Raw genomic sequence first — 26,522 nt, 5'->3', positions numbered from 1 at the left:
AGGCGGCGCTGGCCGCCATGCCCGCCGTCAGAGCCCGGCCAGCACCTGGTCGAGCGTCTCGACGAGCAGATCGGCGTTGGCTTCGGAAAACACCAGCGGCGGGCGGATCTTCAGCGTGTTGGCATGCTCGCCGGTGGCGCTCAGCAGCACCTGCCGCTCGCGCAGGCCATTGACGACGCGCGCGGTTTCCGCGGTGGCGGGCGTGCGTGCTTTCCGGTCCGTGACGAACTCCACACCCACGAACAGGCCCGCGCCGCGCACGTCGCCGATCAAGCTGTGGCGCTCGGCAAGCTTCGCGATTTGCGCGCGCAGATGGCGGCCGACGCGCTGCGCATTGGCCATCAAGCCTTCGCGGTCGATCACGTCGAGCACCGCCATGCCCGCGGCCATCGAGACCGGGTTGCCTCCGAAGGTGTTGAAGTAACGGCACTCGCGGCCGAAGGCGGCCAGCACCTCGGGCCGCACCGCGAGGCCGGCCAGCGGATGGCCGGCGCCGAGCGGCTTGCCCATGGTGACGATGTCGGGCACCGCGCCGTGCCGCTGGAAGCCCCAGAACGCATCACCGGTGCGGCCGAGGCCGGGCTGAACTTCATCGGCGATGAAGAGGCCTCCGGCTTCGCGCACCGCGTCCACCGCCTCGGCCATGAAACCCCGTGGGTCGGTGAAGATGCCGTCGCTCGAAAACACGGTGTCGACCATCAGCGCGGCCGGACGGATGCCCCGCGCCTTCAGGTCGGCGATGGCCTCGCGTACGCCGTTCGCAAACGCGCGGCCCATGTCGCCGGCCGCGATGCGGTAGCTGTCCGGCGCGGGCACGGTGCGCACCGCATCGCCCAGCCGCACGAACTTGCCGAGCGAGGGCGAGGCCTCCGCGATCGACGAAGTCACGCCGTGGTACGCGAAGCGCGTGACGATCAGCCCCTCGGCTTTCGTATGCGCTCTGGCGATGCGCATCGCGAGGTCATTGGCCTCGCTGCCGGTGCAGGTGAACATCGCATGGCCGAGTTCGGAGGGCATGGTGGCCAGCAGTCGCTCGGCATAGTCGAGCACGCCTTGGTGCAGGTAGCGCGTGTGGGTGTTGAGCACGCCCGCCTGGCGCGCGATGGCTTCGACCACGTGCGGATGACAATGGCCGACCGACGCGACGTTGTTGTAGGCGTCGAGGTAGCGTTTGCCATCGGCGTCGTACAGCCACACGCCTTCGCCGCGCACCGGATGCAGCGGTGTTTCGTAGAACAGGCGGTAGGCCGGGCCGAGCACGCGTGCGCGGCGCTCGACGAGTACCTGGGTCGAAGGGGCGAGGGTGGTCATGGGCGATCTCTCAGAGGTTCAACGCGCGTCGAAAGGTTGCTGTCGCGGCGGCAGCGCCGATGCGCTCGCAGGCCTGCAGCCGGGCCCACGACAGCGGGTTGTTTCGCAGCAGGTAGGTCGCGTTCTCGGGATAGCGCGCGGCGCGCCATCCGCCGATCGCCACCACCATCACGAGCCGCGCCGTGATCAGGTTGAACAGCACGCCGACCTCGGCCGGCGACAGCGGCCGCACCGCGTGGTACGCGGCGACCAGCGGCACGATGGCCGCGAGCGGATCGTCACCGGTGCCGGCCTGGTACGCGGCGGCCACGGCCAGGTCGTTGATGCACGGCGCGCGCACCATGTCGCCGAAGTCGAGGATGGCGGCGATGCGGTCGGTGTCGCCCGGATCGACCAGCACGTTGTAGATGTTGAAGTCGTTGTGGATCGGCTGCGCGGGCAGCGTGCGCAGCACGGGCTTGGCGTCGCGCTCGAAGCGGTCGAGTGCAGCGGTGGCCAGGGCGCGGCGTTCCGGCTCGGCGATGTGCGCGAGCAGGCCGCGCACGCTGTCGGCGCGCTGCAGATCCCAGGGCAGCGGCAGCGCGCCGGCCGGATGGTCGAAGCCCGCGAGCGCGACGTCGAGCCGGGCCAGCATGCGCGCGAGGTTCTGCTGCTGCAGCGGCGTGCGTGGCGCCTCGGGCAGCGGCAGGCCGGGCAGGTAGGTGAAGAGGCGCACCACGCGCGGCAGGCCATCGCCCGGGTCGCACACGAAGGAGGCGGCGCCGTCCTCCGTCGGCACGATGCGCTGCACCGGCAGGCCCGTGTCCGCGGCCTCGAGGTACAGCAGGGCTTGGGTCTGGAAGTCGGCGACCAAGGCGGTTTCGGCCGGATGCGAGATCTTCAGCATGAAGCGGGCGCCGTCGGTGGCGCGCTCGAAGCGGTAGTTGCGGTCACGCTCGCCGGTCAGCGGCTTCATCTCGCCTTCGATGCCGTAGCGCTCGCGCGCAAGCTGGCGCACCCAGTCGTCGTCGAGTGCGGGCGAGCCTTCGCTGAGCACCTGTGCGTCGGCGAAATCCACTGTCGTCACGCGGCACCCTCGAAGCCGCGCAGCGCACTGGCGATGTTCGGACCCAGGTCATCGGAAAGATAGCCGCCCTCCTGCACCAGCACCGTCGGCAAGTCCAAGCGCGCGATCTCCGCCAGCAGCACGGCAAAGCCGGCGGTCTGGATCTTCATGCCCTTGTACGGATCGCGCTCGTGCGCATCGAGCCCCAGCGCCACCACGAGCGCACCGGGCGCATAGGCGCGGATGCTGTCGCAGGCATCGCGCAGCGCGGGCAGGTAGCCGTCGATGTCGGTGCCCAGAGGCAGCGGCTTGTTGATGTTGTAGCCCAGGCCTTCGCCTTCGCCGCGTTCGTGCGCATGGCCGATGAAGAAGGGCGTGAAGTTGCGCGGGTCGCCGTGCAGCGAAATGGTCAGCACGTCGGCGCGGCGGTAGAAGATGCCCTGCGTACCGTTGCCGTGGTGCACGTCGATGTCGAGAACGGCCACGCGGTCGTGCACGCCGCGCAGATACTGCGCGGCAATGGCCACGTTGTTGAGGTAGCAAAAGCCGTTGGCACGGTCGGCGTAGGCGTGGTGGCCGGGCGGGCGGCACAGCGCATAGGCCACGCGCTCGCCATCGAGCACGATCTGCGCCGCATGCGTGGCCATGTTCGCCGAGGCAATGGCGGCCTCCCACGTTCGCGCGCCGATGGAGCAGGCGTTGTCGCCCATGTGGAAGCCGGCCTGGCCGACCACGCTGTCGGGGTAGGTGCAGGGCTGGCCCGGAAAGGGATGAATGTTAGGCATCACTTCTTCGGACGGGTCGTCCAGCAGCTGCCAGCGCGCGTAGGCCGTTTCGAGAAAGCGCAGGTATTCGGGCGTGTGGATGGCCCCGCGCGGACCGGCGCCGAAGTCGCGCGCGGCAACGATCTCGTGGCCTTCCTGCTCGACCGCCTTCAGCAGGCGGAAGGCGCGCTCGGGCTGCTCGTTGCTGCGCTTGAGCTTGCCGCGCACCATGAAGAGCTGCGGGTCGTGGTCCTTGTGCGTGTCGCTGTAGACGACTTTCATCGGGCGGTTTCTCCGGTGTCAGGCGTTGGTGGGAAGGGGCGCCGCGCCGTGCTGCTTGACGAACAGCGCGCGCACGTGCTGCCAGGCGTCTTCCAGGTGCACGCGCATCGCGGCCTTGGCGGCCTCGGGGTCGCGACGCACCAGGGCGTCGACGATGGGGCGATGGGTCTCGGCCATCGCGGTAGGGTCGTGGTAGACCGCATCGATCAGCGCGATGATCATCTGCATCTCGGTCTGCGTGTTCATGAAGATGCGGTGCAGGTGCGCATTGCCCGACAGCTCGCAGATCAGCGTGTGCAGCGCCAGGTCGTTGGCAATGCGGTGGTGCTGCGGCTGCGTGCTCGCCTCGCGCACCATGGCTTCGACCAGCGCCTGCACGCGCGCGATGCCGGCGTCGTCGGCCTTGCGGCAGGCCAGCTCGATCGAGGTGAGCTCCAGGCTCAGGCGCACCTCGAACAGATCGTCGATCTCCTGCACGCTGATGGTCCGCACCGCGAAGCCGTGACGCGGTTTCGCGACCAGCACGCCCTGGCGTTCGAGCCGCCGCGCCGCCTCGCGCACCGGCGCACGGCTCACGCCCATGCGGCGCGCGATGTCGGCCTCGACGATGCGGCTGCCCGGTGGCAGGCGGCCTTCCACGATGGCGCGCGTCAGCTGAGCCTCGACCAGCCCGACGAGATCGGTCGACTCGACCGATTCGAAGATGGCCGCATCGGGAGAAAGAGGAGGAGGAGGAGGAGGAGAAATTACGGAAGTTGCCATGTTGCTTGTCTCGTCATTGGGATGCGCCAGGGGTGATTCTTCACCGGATGGCGTCTGGCGTAGCGGCTGCGGTCTTGAGCCCTCGCCCGGCGCGCGCCAGGTAGATGCCGGCCGCCATGATCAGTGCGATGCCGGCCAACGCGATCGCGTCGGGAGGCCTGCGGAACCAGAAGGTGCTGAAGCCCACGGCCAGCAGCAGCTGGAAGTAGTTGAGCGGCGCCAGCGTGGAGGCCTCGACGCGCTCGAAGGCAGCCAGCAGCAGCCATTGCGCCGCGGCGCTGCAGGCGCCGCCCGCGAGCAGCAGCGCCACGTCGCCCCACGGCGGCTGGTGGGCGGGCAAAAAGAAGGGCGCAGGAAGCAGCGTGGCGACGAAGCAGACCAGCGCGGTCCAGGCGTATTGCACCGGCCCCGCGACCAGGCCTGCAAGCCGCCGCGTAAGCAGCTGAAAGATTGCGTAGCAGACGGCGGCCACGGCCATCAGCACCGTGCCGAGCAAAGGCAGGTCGGCGCCCGGCCGCACGATCAGCAGCATGCCGCCGAAGCCGACCGTCACCGCCACCCAGCGGCTGCGGCGCACCTGCTCGCCAAGCAGCCAGGGCGACAGCGCCACCATCAGGAGCGGCGCGGTGAAGTAGATGGCCGTGGCCTCGGCCAGCGGCATCCAGATGAGTGCCGTCATGAAGCAGGTCGCCACCGTTGCGAGCATCAGCCCGCGCAACAGCAGCAAGGGCTTTTGCCGCGTGCGCCACATGCGCAGGTCGCCGTGGCGCAGCAGCATCGCAAAGGCAATGCCGCTCACCGCGACGTAGCGCATCACGTTGACGAAGGGCGCCGGGTAGAACTGCAGCATGTATTTGCAGAATGCGTCGTAGGAGGCAAAGGCCACCAGTGCGCAGAAGAACAGCGCAACGCCGGCGCTCTTCGAGCCCACCGGGCGCAGCGGGAGGGCAGTGGCTGCGGTGCTCATCGCGCGGCCTCGAAGCCTCGCATGAACCGTTTGTCGATGAAGAAGGCCTTCATGCGAAGGTTTCTTCGAACACCGCCATGGCCCGGCCGAAGCGCGCGAACATGTCGTCGATCTGTTCGGCCGTGATGATGAGCGGCGGGCAGAAGGCGACGGAATCGCCCATGGCGCGGACGATGAGCCCTTGCGCCAACGCGAGTTCGGCGAGGCGCGCACCGGCCTTCTGCGCCGGGTCGAAGGGCGTGCGCTTCGCCGGATCGGCATACAGCTCGATCGCGCCGATGAGCCCGACGCCGCGCACCTCGCCGACGTACTTGCGCGAAGCGTGGCTCTGCAGACCTTGCTGAAATTGCGGCGCCAGCGACTGCACGTGCGCGACGATGTTCTCGTCCTCGTAGACCTTGAGCGTCTCGAGCGCAATCGCGCAGGCAACCGGATGGCCCGAGTAGGTGAAGCCGTGGCCGAAGGTGCCGATCTTGCCGCTGTTGGCCGCCACTGCCGCATGCACTTTCTCGTTCACCATCACGGCCGAGATCGGCACGTAGCCCGACGACAGCGCCTTGGCCGCGGTCAGGATGTCGGGTTTCAGGCCGAAGGTGGTGGAGCCGAACATTTCGCCGGTGCGGCCGAAGCCGCAGATCACCTCGTCGGCGATCAGCAGCACCTCGTATTTCGCGAGCACCTTCTGGACCTTGTCGAAGTAGGTGGCTGGCGGCACCAGCACCCCGCCCGCGCCCATCACGGGTTCGGCAATGAAGGCGCCGACCGTCTCGGGGCCTTCATCGAGGATGCGCTGCTCCAGCGCGCCGGCCAGCCGCGTCGCGAAGTCTTCCTCGCTTTCGCCGGCCTCGGCGTAGCGAAAATGGTGTGGGCAATCGACATGCAGGATGCGGTCGATCGGCAGGTCGAAGTCGCGGTGGTTCGGCACCAGGCCGCTCAGGCTCGATGCCGCGACGGTGACGCCGTGGTAGGCGTTGCGGCGCGCGATGATCTTTTTCTTCCCGGGCTTGCCGATGGCATTGTGGTAGTACCAGACCAGCTTGACCGCGGAGTCGTTGGCCTCCGAACCCGAGTTGGCGAAGAACACTTTCGACATCGGCACCGGTGCCATGGACAACAGCTTTTCGGCCAGCGCGATGGCGGCCGGGTTCGAGCGGCCGTTGAACGTGTGGTAGTACGGCAGCCCGTACAGCGCATCGCTGCCGGCCTTGGCCAGGCGCTGGTTGCTGAAGCCCAGCGAAGCGCACCAGAGGCCCGACATCGCCTCGAGATAACGGCGGCCCTGGTCGTCCTCCACGAAGATGCCGTCGCCGCGCTGGATCACCAGCGGGCCGACTTGCGGATGCGTGGCAAGGTTGGTGAAGGGATGGAGATGCGCGGCGATGTCGGTGGCAGCGTTCTCGGCATGCATGCTTGCGTTCATGAAGGCGGTTCCGTGGTGGAGGGAATTCAATAGCCGCGCGCCAGATCGACCTGGTTTGCGGGGCGCCGGCCCTGCTGCACCGACGCGAGGTTGTCGAGCGTCTGGCGGGCGATCACGAGGCTGTCGGTGCGCGTGGCGATGTGCGGCGTGACGAGGATGCGCGGATCGCCCCAGAACGGATGCTCCGGCGGCAGCGGCTCTTGCGAAAAGGCATCGAGCGTGGCCGCCGAGAGCTGGCCCGCGTCGAGCGCCGGCTGCAGGTCGGCCTCGACCAGGTGGTCGCCGCGGCCGACGTTGATCAGGTGCGCGCCGCGCGGCAGCCTTGCGAACAGCGCGGCATCGAGAAAGCCATGCGTCTCGGCGGTCAGCGGCAGCAGGCACACCAGCGTGTCGCAGCCCGAAAGAAATTGGTCGAGTTGCGCCGCGCCGTGAAACCCCTCGACACCGGCCGGCAGGGCCTCCTTCGCGCTGCGGCTCCAGCCGCGCACCCGATAGCCGATGGCAGCGAGCGCTTCGGCGCAGGCCATGCCCAGCGTGCCGAGGCCGGCAATGCCGACGCGATGGTGGCGCGGCGACACGACCGGCTGCTCTTCCCACCGGCGGGCCTGCGAACTCGCGACGTAGGCTTGCATGCCGCGGTGCCGCTGCACCACGGCCCAGCAGACATAGGCTTTCATGCCGGCCGCCATGCCGGTATCGACGATGCGGCACAGCGGCAAGTGGCGCGGCAGCTGTGCATCGGCCGTGATGTGCTCGACGCCCGCGGCCAGCGACTGCACGAGCCGGAGCTTCGGCATCTGCGCGAGCAGGCCATGCGGCGGAAACCAGCACACGGCCGCATCGATTTCGTCCAGCGCGCCGAGCTCTGCGCCCAGGCGCAGGTCGATACCCGGATGGGCCTCGCGGAAAGCTGCGGCGAGGTATTCCATGTCCAGCACCGCGCTGAGCAGCGCGACACGCGGCGTGCCGGCTTTGTCGTCCGGCACCATCACGCCACCAGCGCCTCGGCCGGCGACGCGGAAGACACCAGCCGCGGCACGGCCTCGATCAGCTTGCGCGTGTACGCGTGCTTCGGATCGCCGAGCACCTTGTGCGTCTCGCCGTATTCGACGACCTCGCCGCGCTGCATCACCGCGATGTGGTCGCACATCTGGCCGGCCACGCGCAGATCGTGCGTGATGAAGACCATGGCGAGCTCGAACTGCTCGCGCACCTGCGCGAAGAGTTCGAGCACCTGCGCCTGCACCGACACGTCGAGCGCCGACACCGGCTCGTCGGCCACCAGCAGTTCGGGCCGCATGGCCAGCGCACGCGCAATGCCGATGCGCTGGCGCTGCCCGCCCGAGAACTCATGCGGATAGCGCTCGGCCGCGTCGGCGCCCAGGCCCACGAGCTTCAGCAGCTCCATGGCGCGCGCCATGGCTTCGGCCTTGCCGACGCCCTGCGCGATCGGCCCGCCCGCAATGGCCGCGCCCACGCGGTGGCGCGGGTTGAGCGATGCGTACGGGTCCTGGAACACCATCTGGATCTTGCCCGCGGCCTCGCGGCGGAAGGCCGAACCCTGCGACAGGCTGCAGCCCTTGAAGAGGATGCGGCCGCTGTCGAACGGCGAGAGCCCCACCAGGCAACGCCCCACGCTCGACTTGCCCGAGCCCGATTCGCCGACCAGCCCCAGCGTTTCGCCGCGGCGCAGTTCGAAGCTGACGTTCTTCGCGGCCTGCACCGAGCGGCCGCGCTTGAAGAGGCCGTTGCCCGAGGTGTAGGTCTTGCACAGGTCCTGCACCTGCAGCACGCGCGCAACTTCGCCCGAAGGCGTTTCGCGCTCGGCGTGCCCGGTGGGAATGGCCGCAATCAGCTTGCGCGTGTAGGGGTGCTGCGGCGCATCGAGCACCTGGCGCACCGGCCCGGCCTCGACCACCTTGCCGGTTTGCATCACCACCACGTGATCGGCAATCTCGGACACCACGCCGAAGTCGTGCGTGATGAACAGCACCGCCGTGCCGCGGCGCTGCTGCAGCTCGCGGATCAGCGCGAGGATCTGCGCCTGCGTCGTCACGTCGAGCGCGGTGGTGGGCTCGTCGGCGATGAGCAGCAAGGGCTCGAGCACCAGCGCGCAGGCAATCATCACGCGCTGGCGCTGGCCGCCCGAAAGCCGAAACGGATAGGCGTCGATCAGCAGCTCGGGGTCCGGCAGGCCGACGTCGGCCAGCGCGGCCAGGATGCGCCGCCGTTTCTCGGCCGCAGGCACGCTGCCGTGCGCATCGAAGACTTCGCCGATCTGCTCGCCGATGCGCATTACGGGGTTCAGCGCCGTCATCGGCTCCTGGAACACCATGCCGATGCGCCGGCCGCGCAGCTCGCGCATTTGCGGCTCGGTGAGCTGCAGCAGGTCGCGGCCTTCGAACAAAATCTGCCCGGCGACGGGCTCCACGTGCGGGCGCGGCAGCAGGCCCATCACGGCGTTGGCGATCATCGACTTGCCCGAGCCCGATTCGCCGACCACGCACAGCGTCTGGCCCGGCAGCAACGACAGCGTGGCGCCGTCGACGGCCAGCGCGCGGTCCGCGCCCTTGGGCAGGCGGATGCCCAGGTTGACGACGTCGAGCACCGGCTGCACGGTCTTCATGGGTGTGACGGTAGCGCTCATTTGCCCCTCCCGTCGAGCCGCGTGTTGAGCCCGTCGCTGAGGCCTTCGCCCACGAGGTTGAGCGCCAGCACGGTCAGCACGATGGCCAGGCCGGGAAACAGCGCCATCCACCAGGCCTGGCGCAGCACGGTGCGCGCGGCGCCCACCATGTAGCCCCAGCTCATCTGGTTCGGGTCACCCAGGCCGAGGAAGCTCAGGCTCGACTCCAGCAGGATGGCCGTGGCCGTCATGAGCGAGGCCATCACGATGATGGGCGACATCGCGTTGGGCAATATCTGTGTGAGGATGATGCGCGGCGTCGACTGGCCCGCGAGCAGCGCGGCCTGCACGAAGTCGCGCTGGCGCAGCGTGAGAAATTCGCTGCGCACCAGCCGCGCCACAGGCGGCCACGAGACGATGGCAATGGCCACGACGATCGAGTTGACCGAGGGCTGGAAGATGGCCACCAGCACGATGGCGAGCGCGAAGCTCGGCACGGCTTGGAACAGCTCGGTGAAACGCATCAGTGCCGCGTCGATCCAGCCGCCGAAGTAGCCGGCAATGGCGCCGAGCGTCACGCCGATCAGCAGGGCGACCACGGTGGACACCAGCCCGATCAAGAGCGAGATGCGCGCGCCGTAGATCACGCCCGAGAGGATGTCGCGCCCTAGCGTATCGGTGCCGAGCGCAAAGCCAGGCTCCGTCCACGGCCGCAGGAACGGCTGCTCGACCATGTTCCACGGATCGTTGATCGCAACCCACGGGCCGATGATGGCCACCACGGCCACCAGCAGCAGCACCGCCATGCCGAGCACGGCGCCCTTGTTGCGGCAGAAGCGCCGCCAGAATGGACTTTGCAGCAATGTCATAGCTCTATCCGCGGATCGACCATCGTGTAGACGAGGTCGGTGATGAGGTTGAACAGCACGGCCATGGCCGCAGTCACGAGGAAGGCGCCGAGCAGCAGGTTGTAGTCGCGCTGCAGCAGCGCGTCGAACATCAGGCGGCCGATGCCGGGCCAGGCGAACACGGTCTCGGTCAGCACCGCCCCGCCGATCATTCCGCCGGCCTGAATGCCCGCGAGCGTGACCACCGGCAGCAACGCATTGCGCAGCACGTGCGCGCGCAAGATGCGCCCGGGCTTCACGCCCTTGGCGCGCGCGGTCTTCACGAAGTCCATCTGCGCCACCTCGAGCATGGCGGCGCGCGTCATGCGCGCGTACACCGCCATGTAGAAGAGCGCGAGCGTCAGCGCCGGCAGCACCAGGTGACCGGCGATGTCCCAGGCCAGCGCCAGGCCGGTGGCGCCGGAGCCCACGGTACTGAAGCCGAAGCCCGGCAGCCAGTCGAGCTGCACCGTGAACACCAGCACCGCCATCAGCGCGAGCCAGTAGAGCGGCGTGGCATAGAAGATGAGCGCCACCACGGTGATCGAGCTGTCGACCCAGGTGCCGGCCCGCCGCGCGGCCAGCGCCCCGAGCGTGATGCCGAACAGAAGCGACAGCGCAAAGGCCGTGCCCGTGAGCAGCAGCGTGGCCGGCAGCCGGTCCATGATGAGCTTGAGCACAGGCTGCTGCTGGCGGTACGAGAAGCCCAGGTCGAGCTGCACCACCTTGCCGACATAGGTGGCAAGCTGCGTCGTGATCGGCTGGTCGAGCCCGAACTGCGCGCGCAGCTGCGCCACGAACTGCGGATCGGATGCACCCGCCTCGCCCGCCAGCACCGACACCGGATCGCCCGGCGCCGCGCGCACCAGCATGAAGTTGACCGTGGCAATCAGCAGGATCGCCAGCAGGCCCTGCATCACGCGGCCCAGCATGAACTGCGTACGTTTCATCGGGGGCTCCTCTGGAGTTGCATGTGCTGCAGGCTGGCCGTCATGCGAGCGTTGCGGTACCGAGGCTGTCGTTAAGTCCGATGCCGGACGTGATCAGGTTGCCAAGCTTGGTGCGGTACAGCGTCGGAAAGTTGAGCTCGTGCAGCCAGGCCACGGGCACTTCGTCGAGCAGGATCTTCTGCACCTGCAGGTAGATGGCCTTGCGCTTCTCGGGGTCGGCCTCTTTGGCGCCGGCGTCGAACAACTCGTCTACCTTCGGGTTCGAGTAACCCTCGACGTTGTTGAAGGGCGAGCCCTTCGCGATGTTGCTGCTGGTGTAGTTGCGCGCCACGCCCAGTGCCGGGTCACCGTACTGGTACACGTAGGTAAAGGCAAGGTCGTAGTCCCATTCATTGAGCTTCTGGTTCCAGCCCGCCACATCGGTTGCCACCAGCTCGACCTTGATGCCGGCCTGCGCCAGGTTCTGGCGCAGGATTTCGGCCGAGCGCGTCCAGGTCTCGCCGTAGGGCAGCGGCAGCAGGCGCAGCGTCTCGCCCTTGTAGCCGGCTTCTTCCAGCAGCTTCTTGGCGGTGGCCATGTTGCGCGGGTACTTGGCAACGTCGGTGCTGTGGAACTTGATGTTGCTGTTGAACGGCCCGGTGGCGGGCTTTGCAAAGCCCTGCCATGCGATCTTGGCCATGGCCTCGCGGTCGATGGCGTACATCACCGCCTGGCGGAACTTGACGTTGTCCATCGGCGCCTTGCGGTTGTTGAGCCACAGCCATGAATGCGGCGCAAAGAATTCCCAGCCCTTGGTGGTGACCGCCACGCCCGGCAGCTTGGACAGCCGCAGCACGTCGAAGTATTCGACCGCCCCGCCCGGCACCAGGTCGACCTTGCCCGACTCGAACGCCGCCGCGCGCGAGGCGGCATCGGGAATGACGTGGAAGTACACACTCTCGACCAGCGGTACGTCCTTGACGTGGTACTTGTCGTTGGCCACGAGCTGGATATACGAGCCCTTGACCCATTCCTTGAACTTGAACGGCCCCGTGCCGATGGGCGTGGCGTTGGCGGGGTTGGTCGCGAAGTCGGTGCCTTCGTAGATGTGCTTCGGAAGCATCGGCATGCTGCCGACCTCGAAGATGCCGATGAACGGACCGAAGGGGTACTTGAGCTTGAACTCGACCGTGAGCGGGTCGAGGGCCTTGATGCTTTCCACCGACGCAAGGTTGGCGCGCAGGCGCGCATGCGTCTTGCGCAGGAACACGTCGGCCGAAAACACCACGTCGGCCGAGGTGAAGGGCTTGCCGTCGTGCCAGGTGACGCCGGGCTTGAGCTTGAAGGTGTAGAGCGTGCCTTCCTTGTTGACGGTCCACGAGGTGGCCAGCGACGGCAGCGGGTTGATCTTCTCGTCGTAGCGCAGCAGGCCTTCGTAGATGTTGCCCGAGATCATCTGCGTGGGGCCGTTCTGCGTGATGCCCAGCATGAGGCCCGGCGGCTCAGGCTGGACCACCGCGTTGATCACACCGCCCTTCTTGCCCGCGGCGAGCAGGTGCAAGGGAACGCCTGCGAGCGTCAGGCCGGCGGCCGAGGCGGCGCCCATCTGGATGAGGTTGCGACGTTTCATGTGCGAAAACTCCTTGTGGCTCTGTGCGAGCGGGTGGGGACGAAGAGAGACGGGACGGAAGAACACGGGGCGCTGCGCGCGCCCTCGCGCTCAGTCGCGGTATGACGTGGCGGGAAGCGGATCGATGCGCTGCAGCAGCGCGCGCCATTCGCGCGCGTTCGGATCGGGCTGGCCCGGCTGGCGCACGGTGTCGCCGCTTTCGTACTGCTGCGCGGTCTTTTCGCAGACCTCGGGCGGCACGGGGTACACGGGCTGCCCGCTCGAGGCGATGGCCACCTGCACGCGGCAGGCGCGCTCCAGGTTCAGCATCAGGATGAAGGCCTCCGACACGGTGCGCCCCAATGTGACCAAACCATGGTTGCGCAGGATCAATGCGCGCGCGGTCGGACCCAGGTCGGCCACCAGGCGCTCGCGCTCGTCGGCATCGAGCGCGATGCCTTCGAAGTCGTGATAGACCACGCGGTTGTAGAACTGCAGCGCCCACTGGTTGCACGGCTGCAGGCCGCCCGCCAGCGACGACACCGCCACGCCGGCCACCGTGTGCGTGTGCAGCACGCAGGCCGCGTCGTGGCGCGTCGCGTGCACGGCGCTGTGGATGGTGAAGCCGGCCGGGTTCACGTCCCAATGCGAATCGTCGAGGATGCGGCCGTCCAAATCGATCTTGACCAGCGACGAGGCCGTGATGTCCTTGAACAGCATGCCGAAGGGGTTGATGAGGAACTGGTCTTCGGCCCCCGGCACACGCGCGGAAATGTGCGTGTAGATGCTGTCGTCCATGCCGTAGTGCGCCACCAGGCGATAGGCGGCGGCCAGGTCTTCACGCACCTGGCGTTCGACATCGGAAACGGATGGGGCCTTGCGGTCCATTGCCTGCAATTGCATGTCGCGTTCCTATTTCGGGCGCGGCAGAAAGCGGCGCGCCTTGTTGGAGGTTCATCGGATCGACTGTGCAAACTGTCGACAGTCAACCCGCGACAGTCTTAAGCAATATGCAGGCCCGCGTGATGGGGTAAGCCCTCGGTGAAAGGTTTCGACAGGCGGAAAACGGCGCTGGCCAAGGGCCGGCGCCAAAAACGAACGCCGCGGGCACCAGGTGAGGTGCGCGCGGCGGCAATGTCGGATGGGGCGGTCGTGCGCCATGAAGGCGCCGGATGCACCAGGGTGCACCGCAAAAATGCACTTCAGCCCAGGCGGCCTTCCTCGCGCAACCGCGCCCCGATGCGCCGGATCTCGGCCTCGCCCTGCTCGAGCGCCGCTTTGCTGGTGTGCACCGAGTAACGGCCCATCACCAGATCGTGCGGGTGCCTCACGGCCGAGCCCAACACGAAGGCCGTGTCGCCGCGGGCCACGAAGTCGATGGCTGCGCCGGACTCCTCGAACACTGCGAGTTCGCCGGTGGCGATCGGCTCGCCGCTGTCGTCACCGGCGTCGAGCTGGCCGGCGTTGACTGCGACCCAGCCCACCGTGTGGCCGGCGGGCGGCGTGTAGCGCCAGTGCTCGCCGTCTTTCAGCTGCACGGCCAGGTAGTTCATGGGCGCGGGGGCCGGAATGGGGCTTTGCGCCGCGCCGTAGCGACCGAGCAGGACGCGCGCCGGGCCTTCGCTCGGTACCTGCGAGGGTGACAGGTAGATGCTTTGTGCAGGCGCGTTTTCTTCTGCGGCCGGCAAAGCAACCCAGAGTTGGAAGCCTTGCACGCGTTTCGTGTCCGGCGCGGGCGCACCGTCGTGCCACACGCCGTTGCCGGCGCGCATCCATTCGACGCCGCCGGCCGGCAGCACGCCTTTTTCGCCGGTCGTGTCTTCGTACACTGTGTCGCCTTCGATCAGCCACGTCAGCGTGGCGATGCCCGAGTGCGGGTGAATGCCGAACCCCTTGCGGCTGCCGGTGGTGTCGAAACCGAACAGGTCGAGAAACACGAAGGGCTTCAGAAATTCGCCCAGGTCGCCCGGGCTCATGAGCCGGATGATCGGCCCGTGCTGCGAGCCGCGCGTGCGGTAGACGATGGGGCGGGCTTCGGTGGTGGTTGCAGCAGTGGCAACGGCGGTGGTCATGGGATGCTCCTGAATCGATAGAAGAAGAAGAACAAGAGGAAAGAGATCAGGCCGCTCTGGCCGCCAGCCGCGTCGCGGGCCGCAGGCGCCAGGTCACGAACGCCGAAAGCAGTGCGAGCACCATGGCCGGTGCAGGGTTGCCGCCAATCAGCACCAGGTGCGTGGCCACGCCGAAAACCATGGTCACGGCCATCAGCAAGCCGCCGAGGAAACCGGTCGCCGGCACCAGCAGCAGCACCGCGCCGCCGACTTCGACCACGCCGGTCACATAGCGGAACCACTGGCCGAAGCCGATGGCCTCGAACACCTGGACCATCTGCGGTGCGCCGGCCAGCTTGGCGGTGCCGGCGGCACCGAAAGCCAGCGCCAGAAGGATGCGAACGCCCCAGACGATCCGGCGCTGGGTGGGAGAAGAAAAAGCTGAAGAAGTCATGGCTCCAAGGTTAGGACCGCACCCATTGATCGACTAGACGGCAGAATCGGATTGCACTCGTCCACAGAAAGAAGGAATCACTGCCATGCTGGACCTCAACGACATCGCCGTGTTTGTGCAGGTGGTTCGCCATGGCAGCTTTGCCGAGGCGGCGCGCCGACTCGGCCTGCCGCCCAACACCGTGAGCCGGCGCGTCCAGCAGTTGGAAGCGCAGCTGGGCACGCGGCTGATGCAGCGCTCCACCCGGAAGCTCACGCTCACCAGCGCGGGCGAGGCTTTTCATGAGCGCTGCGCGGGCGCGGTCGACGGGCTGGTCGAGGCCGGGCAGGAGCTGATCACCGGCAGCCGCGAGCCCAGCGGCCTGGTGCGTGTGGCGGCCACCGCCGACTTTTTCGATTTCTTCCCGATGGAATGGGTCGCCGACTTCCTGGCCGCGCATCCGCTGGTGCGCGTGGATTTCGTGCTCAGCGACGCCAAGGCCGACCTGATCGCCGAGCAGATCGACATCGCATTCCGCGGCGGCGTGCTGCCCGACTCAGGCTATGTCGGACGCAAGCTCATGAGCGTGCGGACCGATGGCATGGTCGCGAGCCCCGCGTACATTGCCGCGCACGGTGCGCCCGCCACCTTGCAAGACCTGGCGGCGAACCACGACTGCATCACCTCGCCTCATCCCAGCGGCCGCACCCCGTGGCGCCTGGCCGGCCCAGATGGCGAGGAAGAAGAAGTACAGGTGACGGGCCGCTTCACCGGCAACACCGCGCAGGCGCTGCGCAAGGCCGCGCTCGCCGGCCTGGGCGTCGCGCTGCTGCCGCCCACCATGGCCCGGCCCGACCTCGAAGCCGGACGGCTCGTGCGCGTGCTGCCGCAATACCAGCGCACGGGGCAGGGGCTGAGCGTGCTGTACCCGAGCCGGAAGCACCTGCCGCTGGCGGTGTCGGCATTCATCGGGATGGTGATGGAGAAGCTGAGTGGGGTGGAGGGGCTGCCGGAGATGTTGCGGGGGGCGAAGGCCGGTCGGATTTCGTGAATTAGTTGGCGGTCAAGCTGGTTTAGTGCTCTGGGCGGGGCAATTGCGCGCCGCACTCAACCGAGAGGTTTGTAACAACATGCTAGATTCCTCTTCATTCATAACAGAGGGAAGAGTTCACGATGTTTCGCCTGCGCTTCGCAGTGGCCTGCACGGCCACATTGCTTGCAACCGGTTGTGCCCAGCTCATGGCGCCCTCCTATTCCTCTGACTACGCGTCGCTGGACCGGCTCAAGACAACGCGGCCTGAGAAAACTTCTGTCGCAACGTTTCAGCCGACCGATCCGAACCATGCGGTCAACAACCTGACTCTCCGGGGCGCACGGCTCAAGTCGCCGAGCGGCAGCTTTGCCAAGTACCTTGAAAACGCGCTGATCGGCGATCTGAAGGAGATCTCGGTCTATGACCCCGACGCGAACACCCGAATCGACGCAGTGATCCAGCACAACGAAATGGCCATCGGCGGCATCAACACGGGCGAGGGGCTCATGGATGTCGAACTGACAGTGACGCGTGCGGGCGCCGAGCGGCTGCGCAAGACCTACCAGGCGCGCACCAGCTTTGAATCCAGCTTCGCCGGCGCGGTCGCCATTCCCAAGGGCCAGTCGGAATATCCGAACCTCGTGCGCACCTTGGTCCGCAATGTCTATTCGGACCCGGCCTTCGTTGCAGCCATCGGCAAATAAATCAAAGGGAAATCCATCATGTCCATGCTTCGTATCGGCCGCGTTGCGGCAGCCATCGCTTTCGTCGCAGTGCTCGCAGGTTGCGCGCACCCCATCGCCATTCAGGCAGAGAAGACGCCCGAACGCGTCGAAGCGACCCTTTCCTCGAAGAAAGTCGCCTATGTCATGACGGACGCAGAGCGCGGCAAACAGGTCATTACCCCCGGCGGTGGCGGTGACCGCGTCAGCTACTACCCCTACCGCGATCTCGAAAAAGCCCTGCGTGACACGTTGCGCTCGGTATACACGGATGTGGTCGTGGTCCCCTCCGCGGCCGACACCAAGGCTCTTCGTGAATCGGGCGCATCGCTGGTGTTCACGCCGGAGATCGTCACCACCTCGAGTTCGCCGTCGCCTTTCACTTGGCCACCTACGCAATTCGGCACCGAAATCGTCTGCCGCGTGACGGATGCCGACGGTCAGGAAGTGACGCGCGTGCGTGTCAACGGCAAGGGCAATGCGGAATTCAGCGAGTTCAAAAGCAACTTCGGGCTCGCGGCCAACCGTGCCGGAACGGATGTTGCAGAGAAGCTGAGCGCTGAGATTCGAGGCAATCCGAAGCTCCGATAAACCGGCTGCGGGACAATCACCGCATGAAAATCGAAAAAGACACCGTCGTCACCCTCAAGTACAAGGTCGCCGACGCCCAGGGCAAGCTGATCGAAGCCAGCCCCGAGCCGATGGCCTATCTGCATGGCGGGTACGAGAACACGCTGCCCAAGATCGAGGAAGCGCTCGATGGCAAGGAAAAGGGCTTCCAGACCACGCTGCACCTGGCGCCTGAAGACGCCTTCGGCCTGCGCGACGAGTCGTTGGTGCGCAGCATTCCCAAGGCCGACTTTCCGCCGGGCGTGAAGGTCGGTGGGCAGCTGGAGGGGCGACTCGACGACGGACGCGAGCACCTGTTTACCGTGATGAAGATCAAGGGCCCGGTCGTTTTGCTCGACGGCAACCATCCATGGGCCGGCAAGGCACTGCGCTTCAGTCTCCAAGTGACGGACGTGCGCGCGGCGCTGCCGGTGGAGATCGAGCATCGGCATGTGCATGGGGCGCACGGGCACCATCACTGATCCGTAGTCGGATCATGGATTTCCCGAACGCCTCCAACATCTCCAGTGTTTTCGGCGTCGTGGCGCCGTTGTTGATCGGGGCGGCTTTTCTCTGGGTTGTGTGCCGCACTGAGTCGCGCCATGTGCTCTTTAGCCGCTTGTGGCGGTTGGTCCATGGGAACCAGGAAATTTCCGACCCTCAGGTTCGCGCATTCGTTGATGAGCAGACCAGCCTGATCTCGTTTCGCATGTTTGCTGGCGTGCCCGTCGCCAGTTTGAAAGAGGCGCATCAACTCATTGAATGGACGAAGCTGAACGCAGTGCAGATGCGCACGTTGAGCATGTGCGGAGAGCTCTTTGATGCGGAGCTTCGTCAAGTCCGGGTTCACAAGCTGCCGTCGCGTTTTTCTCAAGCTTTGAGACTGGTCCGGCTTTTTTTCGTTGCCGCGATCGGCTGCGTCTGCGTGATGAGCCTCTTCTCGTCTCAAGCACTTCTCACACTGAAGAGCACGCAGCGGTCTTTCTGGGCGAGTCCGACTCAAATGAAAGCTGTTTGGCCTCTCAACGTCGCGGCCTTGAAAGTCGACGACTGTTCGCAAGCTGCGAGTACGAATGCAATGCGCACATCGTTCAGTGAACAGGAAGTCGGAATCCTTTGCGACATCCTGAAGTCGGACGGCACGGCCGCATTCATGAAGAAGACGTTGAGCGAGCAGCGATGGTCTCTGATCATGCTCATTGCGCTCGCCCTGTGGCTCTCGTGGATGGGCCTGTTTTCATGGGCAGCTGGAGCCGCAGCTCACAAATTGGCAAAGCGCAGCATTGATCCATCGCTTCCAGGTTCTCAGTTGAGCCTGGATCTGCGTAGCTAGCTGCGCTTCTTCCAGAACCGCGGCGCCTTCACGATCTTGCCGAGCGCCTTGCGGCAGGCCTTTGCGCCCGACGCGTGGCGAGCGCTGAACCAGCCGACGGCGAACCACGCGCGCGCATCGCGCGCGGTGGCCTCGCGGTAGAGCGCCTGTGCGACAGCTTCGTCGTTGAACTTGCCCAGCGCGTCTTGCGCCGGGCGCAGGCGTTTCAGGTAGCGCTCGGCGGCTGATTTTTCTTCTTTATCGTCCGCATCGGCGAACAACGGCATCGCGAACTCGGCGAGATAGCGCAGGCGCTTGAGCCTTTTGCGCGTGCGATGCTGGTCTTCGGAGCTCAGCGACTCGAAGCGCCGGCCATCGCGCGCGACCTGTCCATGCAGGCGCTGCAAGCGCTTGCGCAGATAGCGGCGCGCATCGCTGGCATCCAGCGGTCCCGATGGCGAGGGGGCTTGTTCGGGTGCTCCGGCATCACTTTTCGGCGCGTCTTCCACTGTCGCCGTTTCCGCCGCGGTGAATCCGATCAGGGAAATCAGTACCGATTGAAAAGCCGGCGCGCGCACGACGTCGCCAGGCGAGGGCGCGTGGGCCGCTGCCGCATCGTCGCCGACCAGCGGATCGAACTCCGGCGCCCCCGCGTCTCGCAGTTGCGGCTGCGCCAGCATGACCACTTGATCGCGGTCGCGCAGGACGCCAAGCGCGCGAAAGGCCTCGACCAGTGGCGGCTCCCATTCGGCGCCATTGAAAAGCTCCGTACGCTCGTCGAGCCCCGCCAGTTCGCGCAGCGCCGTGCGCAGGCGCCGGATGCCGATGCGCAATTGGTGGATCTGCTCTTCGTCGGTGCTGCCCGCCGCGATCTCGCTGGCGTTGGGCAGCATCTGCGCGAGACAGGACGCGACCACGCCTTGCTGAATGGCACGGCCGTCGGGTTCTTTGGAAAAACGCGGCGTCTCGGCTTTGATGGCCGGAACCACGTCGAGCTTTGCCAGCAGCCGCGCGCCGCGCTCGGCCTTCGAAACGGTGCTGAACCACAGGCCGTGCTGGTGGGACCATCGGCGTGCGAGCGCGACCAGGCCTCGCACATCGCCGCGCTTGAGTTCGAGCTCCAGCTCGCACACGGGCGATTCGCGCTCGTCGGGCGTGCCCGCGTGGGCGACGACCTGGCCGACGTCGAGCGCCAGTTCGACCACTGCGCCGCCGGCTCCCGTGGTGCGCACGTCGCGCGTGAGCCGCACGATGTCGGTGGACTGGCGCTCGACCAGCGCCGCACCGCTTGCGGCCAGCACCTTGGCGAGCCGGTCGCCCACGGGTGTGCCCTGGTGGCGTTGCGGGTCGATCATCGGCGCTGCGCTGCCGGCCGCTGCTGCGCCCAGGTCGACGTTGTGCTCGAGCCGGTGCAGCGCGTTGCCGCCCGTGGCCTTGACGGTCTGAACCCAGCGCCGCCCTTCCTTGCGCAGCCGCAGCACGATGCCTTGGGAGGCCAACGCCTGCTCGGCCGTGTCGAAGTAGCGCGCCTGCAGGCGGGTGCGCACCACGGTACCGCGCCGCAAGGCGGCCTCGACGGCTTTCAGGCGCCCCGCGGGAATATGAAACTTGAACTCGATTTCCATGGCGGCCATGATGCTCCGTTCGAGCATTCCCGGACACGCCGCCGAAGCGAGAAAGGTCTCCATGCGCACGACATCACCCGACCCAACCGCCTTGCTGGCCGCGGGCGCCGCACGGTCGGCCAAGGCACTGGTTGCCAGAGAGGCGAGTGCCGTGGAATTGTGCGAAACCGCCATCGCCCGCATCGAAGCGCTCGATGGCGCGCTCAACGCGGTGGTGGTGCGCGATTTCGACCGTGCGCGGCGCCAGGCCGCCGAAGCCGATGCGGCGCTCGCGCGCGGCGAGCGCCGGCCGCTGCTCGGCGTGCCGATGACGGTGAAGGAAGCTTTCAACATCGCGGGCCTGCCGACCACGTGGGGCCTGCCGCCGTTCCGCGATTTCGTTCCGCCGCATGACGCCGTCGCCGTGCAGCGCTTGAAGGCGGCAGGCGCGGTGATTCTTGGCAAGACGAACGTGCCGCCGGGCCTGGCCGACTGGCAATGCGACAACCCGGTGTATGGCCGCACAGTGCACCCGCTCGACCACACGCGCACGCCGGGCGGCTCGTCGGGCGGCGGCGCCGTGGCGGTGGCCACGGACATGGTGGCGCTGGAACTGGGCAGCGACCTGACGGGTTCGCTGCGCGTGCCCGCAAGCTTTTGCGGCGTGTACACGCACAAGCCGAGCGAGGGCCTGCTGCCGACGCGCGGCTTTGCGTTTCCGGGCACCGAGGAGGCGCCCTCCGGGCTGCCTTCGGTGATCGGGCCGATCGGCCATTGCGCCGACGACCTGTTGCTGGCGCTCCAGGTGCTGTCTGGGCCGGATGCAGTCCGTGTGGCAAAAGGTTGCTTCGCGCTGCCCGCACCGCGCCACACGGCCGCAAAGAATTGGCGCGTGCTCGTGGTCACGGCGCATCCGCAGGCCGCCGTGGCCGCGGACGTGCGCGCCACCGTCGAAGGCGCGGGCCGGCGGCTGGCGAAGGCGGGCGCCGTGGTGGCCGAGGCGTCCGATCTGTTGCCCGATCTGGCCGAGATCGGCGACACCTACGACCAGATCGTGCAAACCGTGCTCGCGCACGTCGAGCCGGGCGGCCGGTCGCCGATGTCGCTGCACGCCTGGTTCGACCTGCTCGCCACGCGCACGCGCATCCGGACGCAACTGCGAGCGCTGTTCACGCAATTCGACGCGGTGCTGTGTCCCGCAGTCGGATGCGCCGCCTTCGAGCATGTGAGCGAGCCGGACTTCGGAAAGCGAACACTCACTGTTGATGGAGTCAAGGTGCCATATGACACGCTGGGCGCCTGGGCCGCGCTGGCGAGCCTTGGCGGACTGCCGGCCACGGTCGCTCCCGCAAGCTTCACGAAGGGCGGATTGCCACTGGGCGTGCAGATCGTCGGTCCGTACTTCGAGGACCGCAGCACCATCGCCCTGGCCCGATTGCTGACGAGAACAGCGCTTGAAAAATAATGTGGACACCGTCCATTTTCTTTGATATCTTTTGTGGACGGCGTACACAACACGCCGCAAATCCGATCCACTCTTCATCGAAACAGGAAGACAACCCATGGCCAACAAGCAGATCTTTGTGAACCTCGCCGTCAAGAACCTGGAGAAGTCCAAGGCTTTTTTTGCCGCGCTGGGCTATACCTTCAACGAGCAATTCACCGACGCCAACGCCGCCTGCATGGTGATTCAGGAGGGCAGCATCCACGCCATGCTGCTGGTCGAAGACTTCTTCAAGACCTTTACCGACAAGAGCCTTACCGACACCAGCAAGAGCACCGAGGTGCTGCTGTGCCTCTCGTGCGAAAGCCGGGCCGAGGTCGACGAGATGGTGGCCAAGGCCGTGGCCGCTGGCGGCACGGTGCCGCGCGCGCCGCAGGACTATGGCTTCATGTACGGCCGCCACCTGTGGGAGCTGATGTACATGGACCCGAACGCCGAAGTGCCCCACCAGAACCCCGTGATGCCGCGGCGCTGAAAAGAACGAAAGCGATGCCCATCGTTCCATATCCGCTTCTCACTGTTGCGCGAAAGGGCCCTTTCTTAAAGCGCGCGAGCCCCGATATTCCTGGGAACAGCGCCGCCATACGTTCGGCGGCGCCCCAACGGAAAGGAATACCGAGGTGTCCAGCAACAACTTTGATGAAGAAGCCCGCAGCCCCCGTCCTGCAGGTGAGCCCGCTCGGCTTTCCGTGGCAGACGATCGACCCGTTCCTGTTCTGCGTCTATCACGACGACGCCTATCCCAAGGCCAACGCGCGGATGGGGCCCGAAGCCCCGCTGGCGGGCCGCCAGATCGGCCAGGACTTCAGCCGCAAGGACGGCTGGAGCATGTACCACGGCGAGACGGTGCCGGGCTTTCCCTCGCACCCGCACCGGGGCTTCGAGACGGTGACCATCGTTCGCAAGGGGCTGGTCGACCATTCCGATTCGCTGGGCGCCACCGCGCGCTTCGGCGGCGGCGACGTGCAGTGGCTCACGGCCGGCAAGGGCATCGTGCATTCGGAGATGTTTCCGCTGCTCGATGCGAACGCGCCCAATCCGCTGGAGCTGTTCCAGATCTGGCTCAACCTTCCGGCCCAGAGCAAGATGGCCGAGCCGCACTTCACGATGTTCTGGTCGGAGGCGATTCCGCGCCTTGCATCGGACGACGCGAAGGGCGGCCGCACCGAGGTCGCGGTCATCGCGGGCCGGTTCGGCCACGCTCAGGCACCGGCCGCGCCCATTGCACCGCTCGCGCCGCCGCCCGATTCATGGGCGGCAAAGGCCGATGCCGACGTGGCGATCTGGACGCTCAAGATGACGCCGGGCGCCCAATGGACGCTGCCGGCGGCTGCGGGCGAAGGCACGCGGCGCATGCTGTACTTCTTCAAGGGAGCCGTCGCGCACATCGCGGGCCAGCGCGTGGAAGGCCCGGTCGCCATCGAGCTGCGTGCCGATGCGTCCGTGGAGCTGCTCAATGGCGACGCCGAAGCAAGCGAGTTCCTGCTGCTGCAGGGCCGCCCGATCGCCGAGCCGGTGGTGCAGTACGGCCCGTTCGTGATGAACACGCAGGCCGAGATCGGCCAGACCCTGGACGACTACCGCCGCACGCAGTTCGGCGGCTGGCCCTGGGACGACCCAGCACCGGTGCACAGCCGCGGCGCCGCGCGCTTTGCGCGGCATCCTGGCGGACGCGAGGAAACGCCGGAGGCCTGAAGCGCGCAGCCTCGGGGCCGCGTCAAACGGTCTTGAGGATCTCGGTGGCGGGTGCCGTCATGCTCGGCACGAACTCGATCACTTCGGTGGTCGCCACGCCGTTCTGCACGAACGGATCGCGTGCCAGCACCGCCTCGAGCGCGGCCCGTTCGCCGGACCGCGCGAAGATCACGCCGCCCTTGCGCGGCACCTGGCGGCCCGAGGCCAGGAAGAGTCCGCTTTCATAGTGTTTTCGAAGCCACGCCATGTGCCCGTCCATCAAAGCATCGAGCTCTTCAAGGGGGCGGACGTAGGTAAGGGTGACGATGAACATGGCTAAAGCGGCAAGTGGATCGGGAGCTCCGATCCTATGGCCTGCCCGTGGCATTACGTGACACCAGAAGTAACGGAGTGATCCAGGTTTTACGGGTTTCTGCTACCGTCTTTTCTACCGTCCCACTGCTGGAGAAAGTCGCCCATGCCGCTTCGGTCGCCACCCCTTTTGCCACCCAGCTTCGTACCGCCGTACCTGCTGGACCGCCTGGCGGAACGTGCCAGCGCGCATGCCAGCGCACGAGCGGCCCAGACGCTGATGATCGACCGCGAACACCGCGGCCTTCGAGAAGCGGTGGCTTCGAAAGGCGTGTCGTCGGGCCCGGCGCCGCGCTACCTTCGGCGCGGCTCGCCCGCGCGCGCCATCCACGACGCGGATCACGCCATGAGCCTGCCCGGCCGGCTGATGCGCGCTGAAGGGCAGGCCGCCATCGGCGACATCGCAGCCGACGAGGCCTACGACTACCTGGGCGCCACCTACCGCCTGTACCACGACGTCTTCGAGCGCGACTCCATCGACGGCGCGGGCATGCCGCTGACCGGCAGCGTGCACTACGGCAACGACTACGACAACGCCTTCTGGAACGGCAAGCAAATGGTGTTCGGCGACGGCGACGGCGAAGTGATGAACCGCTTCACGATCGCGGTGGACATCATCGGCCACGAGCTCACGCACGGCGTCATCGACCACGAGTCCGGCTTGGTCTACCAAGGGCAACCGGGGGCGCTCAACGAATCGATCTGCGACGTGTTCGGCGTCCTGGTCAAGCAGCACCTCCTGAAGCAGACGGCGCAGCAGGCCGACTGGCTGGTGGGCGCGGGACTTTTCACCGCCAAGGTGGAGGCGCGCGCGCTGCGCTCGATGGCCGAGCCCGGCACGGCCTACGACGACCCGGTGCTGGGCAAAGACCCTCAGCCTGCCCATATGAAAGACTTTGTCGTCACGCGGCAGGACAATGGCGGCGTGCACATCAATTCCGGCATTCCGAACCGCGCCTTCTACCTCGCCGCCACGGCCATCCCCGGCGCGGCATGGGAGACCGCGGGCCGCGTCTGGTACGACACGGTGTGCGACCGGCGGCTGCGCCAGGACGCCGATTTCGAGGTCTTCGCGCAACTGAGCGTGGAGAATGCGGCCAGGCGCTTTGGCGCCGACAGCGCGGTGCACAAGGCGGTCGGCGCCGCATGGAACACCGTGGGAGTCACGCCATCATGATTCAGCTTCCGCCCCTGGACCAGGCTTCCGTCGTGCGGGTGACGCGCGAAGGCGGCGTTGCCTACTTGCCGGGGCTTTCGCGCCCGCGCAGCTACCAACTGGGCAATTGCAGCGAAGAACTGCGCCAGCGGATCGGCGAGGCATTGCAAAGCGCCGCCCCGCATGCGGAGCAGCGCGACGAGCCCGGATCGCCGGGTGGCGACCAGCGCTTCTACCGCGTCGAAGTGGTGGTGGAGAGCGCCACCGCCCATTCGGGTTCGGTCAGCTTCGAAGTGCCCGAGACCGAGGCGCCCGAAGCGCTGGTGCACCTCTGGAAAGACGCCGCCGACCGCTGAGCGCGCGATGACAGGGTCGCGCGCGGGACCGGCGCCGATGCGGCGAATCTTTTAGATTCGGCGACTGACATCCACAACCACACCGGAGCTTCTTTCCATGATTCACGTCGTCGCCGTCATCAACGCCAAGCCGGGCCAGCGCGCCAAACTGCTCGAAGCCTTTGCAGCCAACCGCGCGGCCGTGCTGGCTGAAGAGGGTTGCATCGAATACGGGGCCACCATCGATGCGCAAGGCGTTCCGACATCGAAGGCCAGCTTCGGCCCCGAGACCTTCGTGGTCATCGAGAAGTGGGAAACGCTGGCTCACCTGCAGGCCCATGCGGTGGCACCGCACATGGCGGCGCACGGCGCCAGGACGAAGGAGCTGGTCGAGAGCAAGCTGATCCACGTGCTCGAACCGGTCTGAGAGGTCCGAGAGCGGCCTTCGCGCGCGGCGCAATGCCTGCTACCCTCGCGCCGGGAGCAGGCATCTCGAGGAGGGATACAAGCATGGCGATCTTCTTCAGACCGCATGGTTTGCGCTTGCGCGCTTTCATCTCAACGCTCGGCACGCTGGCCGCGGGAGTATTGGTATCCGGCTGCGCGCAGCTTGCAGCGCCGCCCTACGCAGCCGACTACGAAGCGCTCGACCGGCTCGAAGCCGCGCGCCCCGGCATGGTGGCCGTGGCGAAGGTGCAGCCGACCGATCCGAACGACGGCATCAACACGCTCGGCCTGCGCCGCGCGAAACTGGTGTCACCCAGTGGCACCTTTGCGCAATACCTGGAAGACGCGCTGATGCGCGACCTGGGAGAAATATCGGCCTACGACCCCAAGGCGCCGACCCGCATCGCGGCGCGGATCGTGGTCAACGAACTCGACCTTGGCGTGATCAACGGCACCGGCCGCATGGACGTGGAAGTGGTCGTGACGCGTGCGGCCGCGCAGCGATTGCGCAAGACCTATCGCGGCGAGATCGCCTTCGATTCAAGCTACGCGAACATCGTGGCCGTGCCCGCCGGGCAGGCCGCCTACCCGCGGCTGGTGCGCGCGCTGCTGCGCCAGATGTATGCCGACCCGCAGTTCGTCGCGGCCATTGCGCCCTAGAACGGAGA

28 protein-coding genes are annotated in these 26,522 nt (G+C 66.9%); 12 read left to right on the top strand and 16 right to left on the bottom strand.

Annotated elements, in window-relative coordinates; translation table 11 throughout:
- Positions 1–27: 27 nt before the first annotated feature.
- From BLR24_RS20690 to BLR24_RS20625, 14 genes are all read right to left on the bottom strand, one after another.
- Positions 28–1,311, bottom strand: a complete 1,284-nt coding sequence (locus tag BLR24_RS20690; RefSeq protein WP_093020324.1) for an aspartate aminotransferase family protein — start codon at positions 1,309–1,311, stop codon at positions 28–30.
- Between the two features lie 10 nt (positions 1,312–1,321).
- A complete protein-coding gene (locus tag BLR24_RS20685) occupies positions 1,322–2,377 on the bottom strand; it encodes a phosphotransferase (RefSeq protein ID WP_093020322.1) in 1,056 nt (351 codons plus the stop codon).
- Positions 2,374–3,402 carry a histone deacetylase family protein gene (locus BLR24_RS20680; RefSeq protein ID WP_093020320.1) on the bottom strand — a complete coding sequence of 343 codons (1,029 nt, stop codon included), beginning with the start codon at positions 3,400–3,402 and terminating at the stop codon, positions 2,374–2,376. Before BLR24_RS20680 ends, BLR24_RS20685 begins: the two co-directional genes overlap by 4 nt.
- Before the next feature lie 18 nt (positions 3,403–3,420).
- Positions 3,421–4,164, bottom strand: a complete 744-nt coding sequence (locus BLR24_RS20675; RefSeq protein WP_093020318.1) for a GntR family transcriptional regulator — start codon at positions 4,162–4,164, stop codon at positions 3,421–3,423.
- A 40-nt stretch (positions 4,165–4,204) separates the two neighbouring features.
- Positions 4,205–5,131, bottom strand: a complete 927-nt coding sequence (locus tag BLR24_RS20670; protein WP_093020316.1) for a DMT family transporter — start codon at positions 5,129–5,131, stop codon at positions 4,205–4,207.
- Between the two features lie 49 nt (positions 5,132–5,180).
- A complete protein-coding gene (locus BLR24_RS20665) occupies positions 5,181–6,551 on the bottom strand; it encodes an aspartate aminotransferase family protein (RefSeq protein ID WP_093020314.1) in 1,371 nt (456 codons plus the stop codon).
- Positions 6,552–6,577: 26 nt separating this feature from the next.
- Positions 6,578–7,540, bottom strand: coding sequence for a 2-hydroxyacid dehydrogenase (locus BLR24_RS20660; protein WP_093020312.1), 963 nt, complete (start codon positions 7,538–7,540; stop codon positions 6,578–6,580).
- Positions 7,540–9,198, bottom strand: coding sequence for an ABC transporter ATP-binding protein (locus tag BLR24_RS20655; protein WP_093020310.1), 1,659 nt, complete (start codon positions 9,196–9,198; stop codon positions 7,540–7,542). Before BLR24_RS20655 ends, BLR24_RS20660 begins: the two co-directional genes overlap by 1 nt.
- Entirely contained in the window at positions 9,195–10,046 is an 852-nt protein-coding gene (locus tag BLR24_RS20650; RefSeq protein WP_093020308.1) for an ABC transporter permease, read from the bottom strand. Before BLR24_RS20650 ends, BLR24_RS20655 begins: the two co-directional genes overlap by 4 nt.
- Complete coding sequence (locus BLR24_RS20645; protein ID WP_093020306.1) at positions 10,043–11,014, bottom strand: ABC transporter permease; 972 nt, start codon at positions 11,012–11,014, stop codon at positions 10,043–10,045. Before BLR24_RS20645 ends, BLR24_RS20650 begins: the two co-directional genes overlap by 4 nt.
- Before the next feature lie 40 nt (positions 11,015–11,054).
- Positions 11,055–12,623, bottom strand: coding sequence for an ABC transporter substrate-binding protein (locus tag BLR24_RS20640; RefSeq protein ID WP_093020304.1), 1,569 nt, complete (start codon positions 12,621–12,623; stop codon positions 11,055–11,057).
- Positions 12,624–12,713: 90 nt separating this feature from the next.
- Positions 12,714–13,505: a class II aldolase/adducin family protein gene (locus BLR24_RS20635; protein ID WP_093020302.1), complete on the bottom strand. Its 792-nt coding sequence runs from the start codon at positions 13,503–13,505 to the stop codon at positions 12,714–12,716.
- Positions 13,506–13,804: 299 nt separating this feature from the next.
- Positions 13,805–14,674, bottom strand: a complete 870-nt coding sequence (locus BLR24_RS20630) for a pirin family protein (RefSeq protein ID WP_093020301.1) — start codon at positions 14,672–14,674, stop codon at positions 13,805–13,807.
- Between the two features lie 46 nt (positions 14,675–14,720).
- A complete protein-coding gene (locus BLR24_RS20625) occupies positions 14,721–15,107 on the bottom strand; it encodes a DoxX family protein (RefSeq protein ID WP_093020299.1) in 387 nt (128 codons plus the stop codon).
- An 85-nt stretch (positions 15,108–15,192) separates the two neighbouring features.
- Between BLR24_RS20625 and BLR24_RS20620 the strand changes: the two genes are divergently transcribed.
- The 5 genes from BLR24_RS20620 (at position 15,193) to BLR24_RS20600 (ending at position 18,783) form a co-directional block, all read left to right on the top strand.
- Positions 15,193–16,137, top strand: coding sequence for a LysR family transcriptional regulator (locus tag BLR24_RS20620; RefSeq protein WP_093020297.1), 945 nt, complete (start codon positions 15,193–15,195; stop codon positions 16,135–16,137).
- Between the two features lie 122 nt (positions 16,138–16,259).
- Positions 16,260–16,823: a hypothetical protein gene (locus BLR24_RS20615; RefSeq protein WP_093020295.1), complete on the top strand. Its 564-nt coding sequence runs from the start codon at positions 16,260–16,262 to the stop codon at positions 16,821–16,823.
- Between the two features lie 18 nt (positions 16,824–16,841).
- Positions 16,842–17,432: a hypothetical protein gene (locus tag BLR24_RS20610; RefSeq protein ID WP_175543316.1), complete on the top strand. Its 591-nt coding sequence runs from the start codon at positions 16,842–16,844 to the stop codon at positions 17,430–17,432.
- 23 nt (positions 17,433–17,455) lie between these two features.
- Complete coding sequence (locus BLR24_RS20605; RefSeq protein ID WP_093020293.1) at positions 17,456–17,932, top strand: FKBP-type peptidyl-prolyl cis-trans isomerase; 477 nt, start codon at positions 17,456–17,458, stop codon at positions 17,930–17,932.
- Between the two features lie 14 nt (positions 17,933–17,946).
- A complete protein-coding gene (locus BLR24_RS20600) occupies positions 17,947–18,783 on the top strand; it encodes a DUF6216 family protein (RefSeq protein ID WP_093020291.1) in 837 nt (278 codons plus the stop codon).
- Here the strand turns inward: BLR24_RS20600 and BLR24_RS20595 are convergent.
- A complete protein-coding gene (locus BLR24_RS20595; protein WP_093020622.1) occupies positions 18,780–20,396 on the bottom strand; it encodes a CYTH and CHAD domain-containing protein in 1,617 nt (538 codons plus the stop codon). The two genes, BLR24_RS20600 and BLR24_RS20595, sit on opposite strands and share 4 nt — an antisense overlap.
- Positions 20,397–20,448: 52 nt before the next feature.
- Here BLR24_RS20595 and BLR24_RS20590 point away from each other — a divergent pair, with 52 nt between their 5' ends.
- The 3 genes from BLR24_RS20590 to BLR24_RS20580 all read left to right on the top strand — a co-directional run bounded on the left by BLR24_RS20590 (position 20,449) and on the right by BLR24_RS20580 (position 23,565).
- Complete coding sequence (locus BLR24_RS20590; protein WP_093020289.1) at positions 20,449–21,831, top strand: amidase family protein; 1,383 nt, start codon at positions 20,449–20,451, stop codon at positions 21,829–21,831.
- Between the two features lie 97 nt (positions 21,832–21,928).
- Positions 21,929–22,345, top strand: coding sequence for a VOC family protein (locus BLR24_RS20585; protein ID WP_093020287.1), 417 nt, complete (start codon positions 21,929–21,931; stop codon positions 22,343–22,345).
- 164 nt (positions 22,346–22,509) lie between these two features.
- The gene (locus tag BLR24_RS20580; protein ID WP_093020285.1) at positions 22,510–23,565 is read left to right on the top strand and encodes a pirin family protein; all 1,056 of its coding nucleotides are present in this window, start codon (positions 22,510–22,512) and stop codon (positions 23,563–23,565) included.
- A 22-nt stretch (positions 23,566–23,587) separates the two neighbouring features.
- Here the strand turns inward: BLR24_RS20580 and BLR24_RS20575 are convergent, their stop codons facing one another.
- Positions 23,588–23,878, bottom strand: coding sequence for a YciI family protein (locus BLR24_RS20575; protein WP_093020283.1), 291 nt, complete (start codon positions 23,876–23,878; stop codon positions 23,588–23,590).
- Positions 23,879–24,022: 144 nt separating this feature from the next.
- On the opposite strand from BLR24_RS20575, the gene BLR24_RS20570 reads away from it, so the two are divergent.
- The 4 genes from BLR24_RS20570 (at position 24,023) to BLR24_RS20555 (ending at position 26,514) form a co-directional block, all read left to right on the top strand.
- Positions 24,023–25,093: a M4 family metallopeptidase gene (locus BLR24_RS20570; protein WP_093020281.1), complete on the top strand. Its 1,071-nt coding sequence runs from the start codon at positions 24,023–24,025 to the stop codon at positions 25,091–25,093.
- Complete coding sequence (locus BLR24_RS20565; RefSeq protein ID WP_093020279.1) at positions 25,090–25,428, top strand: protealysin inhibitor emfourin; 339 nt, start codon at positions 25,090–25,092, stop codon at positions 25,426–25,428. Before BLR24_RS20570 ends, BLR24_RS20565 begins: the two co-directional genes overlap by 4 nt.
- 97 nt (positions 25,429–25,525) lie before the next feature.
- Entirely contained in the window at positions 25,526–25,834 is a 309-nt protein-coding gene (locus BLR24_RS20560) for a putative quinol monooxygenase (protein WP_055807416.1), read from the top strand.
- A gap of 83 nt (positions 25,835–25,917) precedes the next feature.
- Complete coding sequence (locus BLR24_RS20555) at positions 25,918–26,514, top strand: YajG family lipoprotein (protein ID WP_093020277.1); 597 nt, start codon at positions 25,918–25,920, stop codon at positions 26,512–26,514.
- Positions 26,515–26,522 lie beyond the last annotated feature (8 nt).

The sequence above is a fragment of the Variovorax sp. OV700 genome (assembly GCF_900099805.1).
GTDB lineage: Bacteria > Pseudomonadota > Gammaproteobacteria > Burkholderiales > Burkholderiaceae_C > Variovorax.
The sequence above is the reverse complement of the archived record's forward strand: the minus strand, read 5'-3'. Positions and strand labels throughout refer to the sequence as shown.